The organism is Azohydromonas sediminis (genome assembly GCF_003574675.1).
Classification (GTDB): Bacteria; Pseudomonadota; Gammaproteobacteria; order Burkholderiales; family Burkholderiaceae_C; genus Calidifontimicrobium; species Calidifontimicrobium sediminis.
In genome coordinates this window covers 1-12,803 of sequence record NZ_QOAZ01000009.1, presented here as the reverse complement: position 1 = coordinate 12,803, position 12,803 = coordinate 1, and the positions used below count along the sequence as shown (strand labels likewise).

Here is a 12,803-nt window from a genome sequence, read left to right as displayed (position 1 = left end):
AGGGTGACCGCAGGGCGATGGCGGTGTCTGCGGGCGCAGGCCCGATTCGCGCTCGCCCCAACCTGGTCAGGCTACAAGCGGTGATGACAGGAAAGACGGTCGCGCGGCACCGCGGTGAAGCGCGAGCGTGGGCCGGAGCACGCAGGCACCGCCGTCGCCCTGCCGCCACGACCTCCGCACGCCCAACCGCAGGTCACCAAACATGGGTCGTGAGCCGCGACGGCGACAATACAGAGGATGCTGCGCTTCGAGATCCTCGCCACCGACGGCCACGCGCGCCGCGGGCGGCTCACGCTCAACCACGGCGTCGTCGAGACGCCGCAGTTCATGCCGGTGGGCACCTACGGCACCGTCAAGGGCGTGCTGCCGCGCGACCTCGAGGCGATGGGCGCGCAGATCATCCTCGGCAACACGTTCCACCTGTGGATGCGCCCGGGACTCGACGTGCTGGGCGCCTTCGGCGGCCTGCACCGCTTCGAGGGCTGGAGTCGCCCGATCCTGACCGACAGCGGCGGCTTCCAGGTCTGGAGCCTCGGCGGCGCCGACGGCAAGGGCCGCCGGATCACCGAGGAAGGCGTGCATTTCGCGTCGCCCGTCAACGGCGACAAGCTGTTCCTGACGCCCGAAGTCAGCATGCGCATCCAGACGGTGCTGAACTCCGACATCGTGATGCAGTTCGACGAGTGCACGCCGTACGAGACCGCCGGCCACGTGACCACCGAGCGCGAGGCGCGCGCGTCGATGGAGCTGAGCCTGCGCTGGGCCCGGCGCTCGCAGGCCGAGTTCGAGCGGCTGGGCAACCCGAATGCCCTCTTCGGCATCGTGCAGGGCGGCATGTACGAGCACCTGCGCGAAGCGTCGGCCGCGGCACTCGCCGAGCTCGACCTGCCCGGCTATGCGATCGGCGGCGTCAGCGTCGGCGAGCCGAAAGAGGACATGCGCCGCATCGTCGCGCACACGCCGCAGCGGCTGCCGGCGCACAAGCCGCGCTACCTGATGGGCGTGGGCACGCCGGAAGACCTCGTCGACGGCGTCGCACACGGGGTGGACCTGTTCGACTGCGTGATGCCCACGCGCAACGCCCGCAACGGCCACCTGTTCACGCGCTTCGGCGACCTGAAGATCCGCAACGCCAAGCACAAGGCCGACCCGCGTCCGCTCGACGAGAGCTGCCGCTGCTACACCTGCACGCACTTCAGCCGCGCGTACCTGCACCACCTCGACCGCTGCGGCGAGATGCTGGGGCCGATGCTGGCCAGCATCCACAACCTGCACTACTACCTGAACCTGATGCGCGAGGTGCGCGCCGCGCTCGACGCCGGCACCTTCCCCGCGTTCCGCGCACGCTTTGCGGCCGAGCGCACGCGCGGCGTCGACTGACGAGGAACGACGTCGGCCATGGCCTCGCCCCGCCCCGCTCTGCGGCCCGCGCTGACATGAACGCGATGCCGGCGCCGCCGGAGGTCTTCGCGCTGCTCGACGACGCCCAGGCCACGGCCGACGGCGGCGTGGCGGCTTCGCGCCTGTACCTCGGCCACGAGCGCACCCACACCTGCGACGACCCGGCGACGCTGGCCGACTGCTGGGCGGGCGCACAGCGGGATCTGGCGGCCGGCCTGCATGCCGTCGTGCTGGCCGATTACGAGTGGGGCGCGCGGCTGCAGCGCGCCGGGCTGCCGGTGGCTGGGCCCGGGGCGCTGCGGCTGCTGATGTTTCGCGAGCTGCGCTGGCTCGACGAGGCCGGCATGCAGGCCTTCCTGCAGCAGCTCGACGGTGGCGCGCCGACACCGAACCCGGCCGGCGTGCTCGACCTGCACGCCGACGTCGACGACGCCGGCTTCCACGCGGCGATCGCAGCCCTCCACGAGGCGATCCGCCGCGGCGAGGTCTACCAGGTCAACTACACCTACCGCCTGAACGGACGCGCGTTCGGGACCCCGGCGGCGCTGTACCGGCGTCTGCGTGCGCGCCAGCGCGTCGGCTACGGCGCCTTCATCGCGCTGCCGCCCACGGCGGGGCACGGCGGCGTCACGCACGTGCTCAGCTGTTCGCCCGAGCTGTTCCTCGCCGGCCGGTGCGGCGAGGTGACGGCGCGGCCGATGAAGGGCACCGCCGCGCGGCGGACCGATCCCGCCGACGATGCCGCCGCCGCGCAGGCGCTGCAGCGCGACGCGAAGAACCGCGCCGAGAACGTGATGATCGTCGACCTGCTGCGCAACGACCTCGGCCGCATCGCGGTGACCGGCGGTGTGCAGGTACCGGCACTGTTCAGCCTCGAGCGCTATGCCACGGTGTGGCAGATGACCTCGACCGTGCGCGCCCGCCTGCGTCCGCAGACCGACTTCCCGGCCCTGCTGCGCGCGACGTTCCCGTGCGGCTCGATCACCGGCGCGCCCAAGCTGGCGGCGATGGACCGCATCCGCCGCCTCGAAGCCCAGCGCCGCGGCCTGTACTGCGGCGCCATCGGCTGGATCGCGCCGACGCCGGGGCCGGCGCTGGGCGACTTCGCGCTGTCGGTGGCGATCCGCACGCTCACGCTCGCGGCCGAGGCCGCCGACGGCACGCGCGCGCTGGTCGCCGGCGTCGGCGCGGGCATCGTGCTCGACAGCGTGGCCGACGACGAGGCCGAGGAATGCCGGATCAAGGCGCGCTTCCTGACCGGGATCGACCCCGGTCTGGGCCTGTTCGAAACGCTGCGCGCCGAGGCGGGGCCGGCCCCGGGCGGGCGGGCCGTCGCGCTGCACGTCGAGCAGCATCTGGCGCGCATGGCGCACAGCGCACGCGCGCTGGGCTTCGCCTTCGACGCAGCGGCCGCGCGCGCGCTGATCGACCGTGAACTCGCCGCGCTGGCGGCCAGCGGCGACGCCGGCCCCTGGCGGCTGCGGCTGGACCTGGCGCACGATGGCCGGCTCACGCCGCGCAGCGCGCCCCTGCCGCCGCTGGCGGTCGATGCGCAGGGACGCGTGCGGCTGGGCTGGGCCGAAGTGCTGCTGCCGGCTGCGAACGCGCTGGCCGCACACAAGACCACGCACCGTGCCGTCTACGACGCCGCGGTCCGAGACGCCGAGGCGCAGGGCCTGTTCGACCTGCTGTTCGTCAACGCGGCCGGCCGCGTCGTCGAGGGTGGTCGCTCGACGCTGTTCGTGCGGCGGGACGGGCACTGGTTCACGCCGCCGCTGGCCGATGGCGCCTTGCCCGGCACCTGCCGCGCACGCGTGCTCGCGCAGGGCCTGGCCGGGGCGCCGGTGACGCAGCGCCCGCTGACCGTCGACGAGGTGCTGCACGCCCAGGCCTGGGCGGTGGGCAATGCGCTGCGCGGCGTGGTGCCCGCGCAGCTGACGGCGCACGGACTTCCGGCCGTTCGCCAGGCCTTCGATCGGCGCTGACCGGGCGCGGCGCGAAGGCCGGCGACCGCCGGTCTTCGCGCCCGGCCTCAGGTTCCGATCACGCCGCCGTCGGCCTTGCGGATCACGACGGTCGCGCTGCGCGGCCGGCCGTCGGCGCGGAAGTCGGGCCAGTTGCTGATGCGTCGCGGCTGGTCGGGGTCGCTGCGCTCGCTCGGGGTCTCGCCCGGGTGCTGGATGTTGATGAACATCGTGCGCCCGTCGGGCGTCGCGGTCGCGCCGGTGATCTCGCAGCCGACCGGGCCGACGAGGAAGCGGCGCACCTCGCCGCTCTTCGGGTCGGCGGCGAGCATCTGGTTGTTGCCCAGGCGCGCGAGGTCGCCCTTGCCCATCGCCGACGTGCTCATGTCGGTCTGGATCCACAGCACGCCGCGCGCGTCGACCCACAGCCCATCGGGGCACGCGAACGCGTCGCCGTTGACGTTGCCCTTCGCGTCGGCGCGATCGTTGGCGGGGTCGCCGGCGAGCACGAAGTGGTTCCAGCGGAACGTCGTGCCATCGAAGTCGCCGTCTTCCTTCCAGCGGATGATGTGGCCCATCGTGTTGTTTGCGCGCGGGTTCGCGGCGTCGACCGCCGGCTGGCCCGCGCCGCCGCGGCTGCTGTTGTTGGTCAGCGTGCAGTAGACCCAGCCGTCGCGGTCGACGTCGATCCACTCGGGGCGGTCCATCTTCGTCGCGCCGAGCAGGTCGCTGGCCTGCCGCGTCTTGACGAGCACCTCGCCCTGGTCGGCGAAGCCGGCAGCCGCCGTCAGCGGCCCCTGGCCGTGCACGAGCGGCAGCCAGCGCCCGGAGCCGTCGGCGTCGAAGCGCGCGACATACAGCGTGCCGTGGTCGAGCAGCTCATGGTTGGCGGCGAAGCCGCCGGGGCGGATGCGGTCGCGGGTGACGAATTTGTAGATGTACTCGAAGCGCGCGTCCTCGCCCATGTAGACGACGGCGCGCCCGTCCTTCGTTGTGGCGACCGTCGCGCCCTCGTGTGCCGCGCGGCCGAGCGCGGTGCGCTTGACGGGCGTCATCGTCGGGTCCAGCGGGTCGATCTCGACGACCCAGCCGAAGCGGTTCGGCTCGTTCGGGTGCTTCGACGCGTCGAAGCGCTCGTCGAACTCGTGCCATCGGTAGCCCACCGGGTCGCCGGGGCGCAGGCCCCAGCGGCGCTGGTGCGCGTCGGGCCGCTCGGGGCCCTTGAAGTAGAAGGCGAAGTTCTCTTCGCAGGTCAGGTAGGTGCCCCACGGCGTCTTGCCGCTCGCGCAGTTGTTCAGCGTGCCGAGCACGATGCGGCCTGCCGGGTCGGCCGCAGTGCGCAGCAGCGCGTGGCCGGCGGCCGGCCCGCTGAAGGCGCACGGCGTCGCGGCCGTGATGCGGCGCGCGTGGCGCGACGGCCGCACCTGCTGCCAGCGCCCGTCCTTCCACTCGATTTCGATCACCGAGACGCCGTGCGCGGCCTGTGCCTTGCGCACCTTCTCGGCGCCCCAGGTCTTCATGCCGTCGGGGTGCAGCAGGCCGTCGTCGGTGTACTCGTGGTTCATCACGAGCAGGCCGCGGCGGCTGCCGTCGAGCGGGTAGTAGTGGAGGCCGTCGTGGTGCATGCCGAGCTGCAGCGCCTGCTCGGCCGCCGTGTTGCCGGCGTCGAAGCGGAACGCCGGCATCGCACCGGCCACGCCGACCGGCTCGCCCCACGCGGCGATGACCTGCGTGACGTAGCCTTCGGGCACCGTGACGGCGTCGGCGGTCGACACCGGCACGCCCTTGAAGCCCAGCAGCGGCGGCGCCGTGCCGCCGGCCGTCGCGCAGCCGGCCAGCGTGCCCGCACCCAGCGGCGCGAGCAGGCCGGTGACGGCCAGCCCCAGGCCGCCGCGCAGCACGGTGCGCCGCGCCGGGTCCGACACGTCGTGGATGCTCGGGTTGGACGAGCGGTTGCTGTCCTCCATCGCCGCGAAATCCTTGGCCATCGCGCTCACTCCGACTGGCGGCGCAGCGCCGCGAGCACGGCCTCGGTGTGCTCGCCCAGCGCCGGCGCCAACCCCGGTATCGTCCCTGGCGTGCGTGACAGTTTCGGGACGACGCCGGGCACCTCGAGCGCAAGGCCGTCGCGCAGCGTGACGCGCTCGATCATCCCGCGCGCGCGGTAGTGCGGGTCGGCGGCGATGTCGGCCACCGTGTAGATGCGCCCGACCGGCACGCTGGCGGCCTGCAGCGCGGCGACGACCTCGGCCACCGGGCGCTGCGCGGTCCAGGCCTCGATCGCCGCGTCGATCTCGGCCACGCGCGGCACGCGCAGCGCGTTGGTCGCAAGGCCCGGATCGTCGGCGAGGTCTGCGCGCTCGACGGCGCGCATCAGCCGCTTGAAGATCGAGTCGCCGTTGCCGCCGATCACGACCATGCCGTCGGCGCAGCGGTACGCGTTGGACGGCGCGATGCCGGGCAGCGCCGAGCCGGCCGGCTGGCGCACCGCGCCGAACGCGCTGTATTCGGGCAGCAGGCTCTCCATGCAGTTGAACACCGACTCGTACAGCGCGACGTCGACGACCTGGCCCCGCCCTTTGGGCGCCTGTGGCGACACATCGCGTTGCCGCGCCTGCAACGCGAGCAGCACGCCGATGACGCCGTGCAGCGCCGCGAGCGTGTCGCCCAGGCTCACGCCGGCGCGCACCGGCGGCCGTCCCGGCTCGCCCATCAGGTGGCGCAGCCCGCCCATCGCCTCGGCGACGACCGCGAAGCCGGGCAGGTCACGGTAGGGGCCGCTTTGCCCGTAGCCGCTGATGCGCAGCATGATCAGCCCCGGGTTGGCGGCGGCGAGCGCGTCGTAGCCCAGGCCCCACTTCTCCATCGTGCCGGGCTTGAAGTTCTCGATCAGCACGTCGCACTCGGCGGCCAGCGCGCGCACCGCGTCGCGTCCTTCGTCGGTGCGCAAGTCGAGCACGACGCTCTTCTTGCCGCGGCTTTGCACCTGCCACCACACGCTGGTGCCGTCGTGCAGCAGGCGCCACAGGCGCAGCGGGTCGCCGTCGGGCGGTTCGACCTTGATCACGTCGGCGCCGAAGTCGGCCAGCGTCTTGCCGACGAACGGGCCGGCGATCAGCTGGCCGAGTTCGAGCACCTTCAGGCCCGCCAGCGGCGGGGCGGTCGTCGCAGTCGTCGAGGCGGTGTCCATGCGCCGATGGTAGGCCGGCGCCGGCCGGCTCTCAGCCGCCGGCGTGGTCGAGCGCGAAGCGCGCGCCGGGGTACTGGCCCAGGCGCTGCACGAGCACCGGCAGCGCCTGCGCGAGCGCCGCGTGCAGCGTGTGCGGCGGGTTGACGACGAACACGCCGCTGCCCGTCAACCCGAAGCCGCCTTCGAGCGGCGGGCACACGTGCAGCGTCGCGTGCAGCCAGCCCTTCGGCGCGTCCTTGGCCGCCGCCTTCAGCCGCCGCGGCAGCTGCGCCGCCTCGACGAGCTGCAGCTGCGGGTGCCAGACGATCACGGTGCCGGTCGCGAAGCGCTGCAGCGCCTCGCGCAGCGCGGCCAGCGTCGCCGCGTAGTCGGTCTTCAGTTCGTAGCTCGGGTCGATCAGCACGACGCCGCGCCGCGACGGCGGCGGCAGCTCCCGGGCCAGCGCGGCGAAGCCGTCGGCGAGCCGGACCTCGGTGTGCGGCCGCTCGGCGAGGAACGCGGCGAGGATGCGGTGGTCGGTCGGGTGGCGCTCGTACAGGTGCAGGCGGTCGGCCGGGCGCAGCAGCATCTGCGCGAGCGCCGGCGAACCCGGGTACTGCGCGAGCGCACCGCCGCCGTTGAACGCGCGCACGAGGTCGACATAGTCGGCCAGCGGCGGCGGCAGGTCGGCGGCGCCCCACAGCCGCGCGATGCCGGTTTCGTACTCGCCCTTCTTGCGCGCGTAGTCGCCCTCGAGCGAGTAGCCGCCGGCGCCGGCGTGCGTGTCGACGAGCGTGTACGGCTTGTCCTTCAGCGCCATGTGGCGCAGCACGTGCACCAGCGTGACGTGCTTGAGCACGTCGGCGTGGTTGCCGGCGTGGAAGGCGTGGCGGTAGGCGAGCATGGCGCACTGTAGCCCGCCCGCGCGCGGCACGCGGGTTGCGGGTACGCTCGCGGGCTTTGCCGCCCCGACCCGACCCCATGCCCACGCTGTTCGACCCGATCCGCGTCGGCGAGCTCGAGCTCGCCACCCGCATCGTGATGGCCCCGCTGACGCGCAACCGCGCGCCGGGCCAGATGCCCAATGCGCTGATGGCGCAGTACTACGCGCAGCGCGCCGACCCCGCGACCGGCGCCGCGCTGATCGTCACCGAGGCGACGCCGGTGTGCCCCGAGGGCCACGGCTACGTCGACACGCCGGGGCTGCACAGTGCCGAGCAGGCCGCCGCGTGGCGGCAGGTCACCGACGCCGTGCACGCGCGCGGCGCGAAGATCGTCGTGCAGCTGTGGCACGTCGGGCGCGTGTCGCACGTGTCGCTGCAGCCGGGCGGCGCGCCGCCGGTGTCGTCGACGGCGCGCGTGGCGAACGCGAAGACCTACCTGCACGGCGGCTTCGCGCCGTGCTCGCCGCCGCGCGCGCTGGCCACGCACGAGATCCCCGGCGTCGTCGCCGCGTACCGGCGCGCGGCGCGGCTGGCGATGGACGCGGGCTTCGACGGTGTCGAGGTGCACGGCGCGAACGGCTACCTGATCGACCAGTTCCTGCGCGACAGCATCAACGACCGCAGCGACGCCTACGGCGGCCCGATCGCGAACCGCATCCGGCTGCTCGTCGAGGTGATGACGGCCGTCACCGACGAGATCGGCGGCGGGCGCACCGGGCTGCGCCTGAGCCCCGTGACGCCGTCGAACGACGCCGGGCTCGACAGCGACCCGCAGTCGCTGTTCGAAGCCGCCGTCGACGCGCTCGCGCCGCTCGAGCTCGCGTACCTGCACGTGATCGAGGGCCAGACCGGCGGCGCGCGCGACGTCGCGCCGTTCGATTACGCGGCGCTGCGCCGTCGCTTCGCCGGCGCGTGGATGGTCAACAACGGCTACACGCGCCAGATGGCGCTCGACGCGGTGGCGTCGGGTGCGGCCGACCTCGTCGCGTTCGGCCGGACCTTCATCGCCAACCCCGACCTCGGAGCGCGCCTGAAGCTCGACGCGCCGCTCAACGCGCTCGACAAGGCGACGCTGTACGGCGGCGGCGCGGCCGGCTACACCGACTACCCGACGCTGGACCGCGCGTGAACGCGAGCCGCCCGTGGCGCGTCGCGGCCACGCTCGGCGTGGCCGTGGCCGCCGGCTGGCTCGCGCAGCAGCTGCACCTGCCGCTGCCGTGGATGCTCGGGCCGCTGTTCACGACGGCGGCGCTCGCGATGGCCGGCGTGCCGGTGGCGGCAGCGACGCCGCTGCGCCACGTCGGCCAGTGGGTCATCGGCGTCGCGCTCGGGCTGTACTTCACGCCCGATGTGATGCGCGCCGTCGCGGCGCTCGCGCCGGCGCTGGCCGCCGGCGTCGCGTGGGCGCTGTTCATCGGCTGGGCGTTCTACCGCCTGCTGTGGGCCACCCTCGGCGGCGAGCCGGGCGCGCGCGCGACGGCGTTCTTCGCCGCGACGATCGGCGGCGCGTCCGAGATGGCGGTGCTCGGCGAGCGCCACGGTGCGCGCGTCGACCACGTCGCGGCGGCGCACTCGCTGCGCATCCTGCTCGTCGTCTCGGTGATTCCGTTCGGGTTCCAGTTCGCCGGGCTGCGCGGTGCCGACGTGGCGCTGCCGGCCGTCGCGCAGGTCGACGCCCGCGGGCTGGCACTGCTGGCCGCCGCGTCGCTGGCCGGCGTGGCCGCGCTGCGAGCGCTGCGCGTGCCCAACGTGTGGGTGCTCGGCGCGCTGGCCGGCACCGTCGCGCTGACGGCCAGCGGCGCGGGCGGCTCGGCGCTGCCGCGCGGCATCTCGGAAGCCGGCCAGCTGTTCATCGGCGTCGCGCTCGGCACGCGCTTTTCGGGCGACTTCGCGCGCGAGTCGCCGCGCTGGCTCGGCGCGGTGGCCGGCGGCACGCTGGCGATGATCGCCGCGTCGGGGCTGTTCGCGTGGGCGCTGGCGCGGCTGGCGGGGCTGCACCCGGCCACCGTGATGCTGGGCACGTCGCCGGGCGGCATCGCCGAGATGTCGATCACCGCCAAGGTGCTGCAGCTCGGCGTGCCGGTGGTCACGACGTTCCAGGTCGTGCGCTACGTCGCGGTGCTGCTGACGGCGCCGCTGCTGTACCGCTGGATCGCGCGCCGCGCGCCGCGCCTTCAGTAGCGGCCAGGGCGCACGCGGGCGCGGAACAGCTCGGCGATGCTGACCGCGCGCTCGCCCGGCCGCACGACGAAGCGCTCGCCCGCCTCGAGCGTGCCCGGCACGACGACTTGCAGGTAGAAGCCGCACTGCCCCGACTGCGCCATCATCTTCGACGCGTGCCGGAAGCCCATCGCGGCGTCGAACTTGGCGCAGGGATGGCGCGGCTCGCTGACGGCGAGTTCGACGCCGCCTTCGAAGCGCAGCCGGTCGCCGACGAACGCGTCTGCTTCGAGCAGGCCGGCCAGCGTCAGGTTCTCGCCGAACGCGCCGGGCGGCAGCGGCTCGTCCCACAGCGCGACGCGCGCCTGCGCGCGCAGCGTGCGCCACACCGGATAGTGCTCGACCGGGTACGCATAGACCGCCTTGGCCAGCCCGCCGTGCACCGTCAGGTCGGCCTGCTCGTCGCCGTCCAGCCCGAGCGCGTGCACCGCCACCGGCGCGTCGACCGGGCGCTTGCCGATCGCGCTGGCGACGCGCCGCCCGCCGATCTCGATCACACGGGCGGCGGCGACGTTGATGCTGACCACGTATCGGTGCGTGCCGTGACTCATGGCGGGATTGGACACGAAAAACGCACGACTGCTTTGCCGGATGCGCCCGTTTGCGCCGTGGCCGACCCCGGGTCGGGGTGGTTACGGCGCCATTACACTGCGCCGACAATCGGCGCCCCGGCACCCTGGCGGTTCGGGGCGTCCCTCACTGTAACCGTCGCCCCCGGGCCGAGCGGCATGAGGTCAGCGTCGCGGTCTGCGCCACGGCATTGACCCCATTTCGCTTACCCCGACTTCCGGAGACACCATGAGCCACGCCGCCGTCAACGCACCCGACCACGTCAAGCACGCGAAGCTGATCGCGTGGGTCAGCGAGATCGCCGCGCTGACGCAGCCGAAGGACATCGTCTGGTGCGACGGCTCGAAGCAAGAGTACGACCGCCTGTGCGACCAGCTCGTCGCCGCCGGCACGATGCAGCGCCTGAACCCGACGCTGCGCCCGGGCAGCTTCCTCGCGCGCAGCGACCCGAGCGACGTCGCGCGCGTCGAGGACCGCACCTTCATCTGCAGCGAGCGCCAGGACGATGCCGGCCCGACGAACAACTGGGTCGCGCCGGCCGAGATGCGCGCGACGCTGCAGACCGGCCCGAACGCGCTGTTCCGGGGCGCGATGCGCGGGCGCACGATGTACGTCGTGCCGTTCTCGATGGGGCCGGTGGGCTCGCACATCTCGCACATCGGCGTCGAGCTGACCGACAGCGCGTACGTCGCGGTCAGCATGCGCGTGATGACGCGCATGGGCCGCCGGGTGCTCGACCAGCTCGGCACTGACGGCCACTTCGTGCCGTGCGTGCACACGGTGGGTGCGCCGCTCGAGCCCGGCCAGAAGGACGTGCCGTGGCCGTGCAACAAGACCAAGTACATCGTCCACTACCCCGAGACGCACGAGATCTGGAGCTACGGCTCGGGCTACGGCGGCAACGCGCTGCTGGGCAAGAAGTGCTTCGCGCTGCGCATCGCCTCGGTGATGGGCCGCGACCAGGGCTGGCTCGCCGAGCACATGCTGATCCTCGGCGTGACCGACCCGCAGGGGCGCAAGTACCACATCGCCGCCGCGTTCCCGAGCGCCTGCGGCAAGACCAACTTCTCGATGCTCGTGCCGCCGGCCGGCTTCGAGGGCTGGAAGGTGACGACGATCGGCGACGACATCGCGTGGATCAAGCCGCACGCCGACGGCAAGATGTACGCGATCAATCCCGAGGCGGGCTACTTCGGCGTCGCACCGGGCACCAACGTCCACACCAACCCGAACTGCATGGCGTCGCTGACGCACGACGTGATCTTCACCAACGTCGCGCTGACCGACGACGGCGACGTCTGGTGGGAGGGCATGACCGACACGCCGCCGGCGCACCTGATCGACTGGCAGGGCCGCGACTGGACGCCCGAGATCGCCCGCGCCAACCCCGGCCCCGACGGCAAGCCGCGCCCCGCGGCGCACCCGAACGCGCGCTTCACGGTGGCCGCCACCAACAACCCCGCGCTCGACCCCGACTGGGACAGCACCGAGGGCGTGCCGATCGACGCCTTCGTCTTCGGCGGCCGCCGCTCGACGACGGTGCCGCTCGTCACCGAGGCGCGCACGTGGATGGAAGGCGTCTACATGGCCGCGACGATGGGCAGCGAGACGACCGCCGCGCAGGCCGGCGCCACCGGCGTCGTGCGCCGCGACCCGTTCGCGATGCTGCCGTTCTGCGGCTACCACATGGGCGACTACTTCCGGCACTGGCTCGAGATGGAGCACCGGCTCGAGGAGAGCGGCCACACGCTGCCGAAGATCTTCTGCGTCAACTGGTTCCGCAAGGGCCCCGACGGCAAGTTCGTCTGGCCCGGCTACGGCGAGAACATGCGCGTGCTGCAGTGGATCGTGCAGCGCGTGCGCGGCGAGGGCGGCGGCGCCGAGCACCTGTTCGGCATCAGCCCGCGCTACGAGGACCTGAACTGGACCGGCCTGCCGTTCCCGCGCGAGCGCTTCGAGGCGGTGATCGGCATCGACCACGCCGCGTGGGCGCAGGAGATGAAGCTGCACGACGCGCTGTTCGAGCAGCTCGGCAGCCGCGTGCCGGCCGAGCTCACGGCGACGAAGCAGCGCCTCGAAGAACGCCTGGCCGCCTGAGAGCGTGAGAGTTTTTCGTCCGCTGCCCTCGTGCTGGCATGTCTCTGGCTTGCTGTTGGGCATGAGCGATCCGAAGCACCAAGACAGCGTGGCCGGGGTTTTGTTCGAGGACTTGGCGCCCGTCGATGAGCAAGCAGCGCAGGCCGCCGCGCAAGCGCGAGCCTTTGCGCTGCGCGCGCAGCCGCCGCGGCTGCTGCAGCCCAACCGCAAGCAGATCGAACTGCGGGCATCGGACCTGGAGTCGCTGCTGGGCGAGGACCACCGAGCGCGGCTGGTATGGGGCTACGTCGAGCGGCAGGACCTGAGCCGGCTGACCGATGCGATCAAGGCGCGCGGCAGCAATGCCGGACGCGCGGCGATCGACCCGCGCATCCTGTTTGCGCTGTGGCTGTACGCCACGCTCGAAGGCGTGGGCAGTGGACGCGAGCTGGCGCGGCT

The 12,803-nt window shown here is 73.2% G+C and carries 10 protein-coding genes; 6 read left to right on the top strand and 4 right to left on the bottom strand.

Translation table 11 applies throughout. From position 1 onward, the window contains the following. The first annotated feature begins 237 nt into the window (after positions 1–237). Together tgt and DRV96_RS06950 are read left to right on the top strand one after the other, a co-directional pair. The gene (tgt, locus tag DRV96_RS06955; RefSeq protein WP_119289261.1) at positions 238–1,380 is read left to right on the top strand and encodes a tRNA guanosine(34) transglycosylase Tgt; all 1,143 of its coding nucleotides are present in this window, start codon (positions 238–240) and stop codon (positions 1,378–1,380) included. A 65-nt stretch (positions 1,381–1,445) separates the two neighbouring features. Continuing rightward, positions 1,446–3,386 (top strand): chorismate-binding protein, encoded by a 1,941-nt coding sequence (locus DRV96_RS06950; protein ID WP_119289451.1) that lies wholly within the window; start codon positions 1,446–1,448, stop codon positions 3,384–3,386. 47 nt (positions 3,387–3,433) lie between these two features. Here the strand turns inward: DRV96_RS06950 and DRV96_RS06945 are convergent, their stop codons facing one another. Genes DRV96_RS06945 through DRV96_RS06935 form a run of 3 tightly spaced genes read right to left on the bottom strand, consistent with a single transcriptional unit; the run spans position 3,434 to position 7,438 of the window. After that, on the bottom strand, positions 3,434–5,353 hold the full coding sequence (locus tag DRV96_RS06945) for a PhoX family protein (protein ID WP_119289448.1): 1,920 nt from the start codon (positions 5,351–5,353) through the stop codon (positions 3,434–3,436). 5 nt (positions 5,354–5,358) lie between these two features. Beyond that, entirely contained in the window at positions 5,359–6,555 is a 1,197-nt protein-coding gene (locus tag DRV96_RS06940) for a CaiB/BaiF CoA transferase family protein (protein ID WP_119289260.1), read from the bottom strand. Between the two features lie 31 nt (positions 6,556–6,586). Then, positions 6,587–7,438, bottom strand: a complete 852-nt coding sequence (locus DRV96_RS06935; RefSeq protein ID WP_119289259.1) for a 23S rRNA (adenine(2030)-N(6))-methyltransferase RlmJ — start codon at positions 7,436–7,438, stop codon at positions 6,587–6,589. A gap of 77 nt (positions 7,439–7,515) precedes the next feature. Here DRV96_RS06935 and DRV96_RS06930 point away from each other — a divergent pair, with 77 nt between their 5' ends. Next, positions 7,516–8,607, top strand: a complete 1,092-nt coding sequence (locus tag DRV96_RS06930) for an alkene reductase (protein WP_119289257.1) — start codon at positions 7,516–7,518, stop codon at positions 8,605–8,607. Beyond that, positions 8,604–9,659 (top strand): AbrB family transcriptional regulator, encoded by a 1,056-nt coding sequence (locus DRV96_RS06925; protein WP_119289255.1) that lies wholly within the window; start codon positions 8,604–8,606, stop codon positions 9,657–9,659. Before DRV96_RS06930 ends, DRV96_RS06925 begins: the two co-directional genes overlap by 4 nt. Here DRV96_RS06925 and DRV96_RS06920 read toward each other — a convergent pair. Then, positions 9,653–10,249 carry an MOSC domain-containing protein gene (locus DRV96_RS06920; protein ID WP_119289253.1) on the bottom strand — a complete coding sequence of 199 codons (597 nt, stop codon included), beginning with the start codon at positions 10,247–10,249 and terminating at the stop codon, positions 9,653–9,655. The two genes, DRV96_RS06925 and DRV96_RS06920, sit on opposite strands and share 7 nt — an antisense overlap. A gap of 247 nt (positions 10,250–10,496) precedes the next feature. Between DRV96_RS06920 and DRV96_RS06915 the strand changes: the two genes are divergently transcribed. Together DRV96_RS06915 and DRV96_RS06910 are read left to right on the top strand one after the other, a co-directional pair. Then, a complete protein-coding gene (locus DRV96_RS06915; protein WP_119289250.1) occupies positions 10,497–12,365 on the top strand; it encodes a phosphoenolpyruvate carboxykinase (GTP) in 1,869 nt (622 codons plus the stop codon). Between the two features lie 61 nt (positions 12,366–12,426). Then, positions 12,427–12,803, top strand: a 377-nt coding sequence (locus DRV96_RS06910) for a transposase (RefSeq protein WP_473199544.1), incomplete at its 3' end; no start/stop codon positions are given.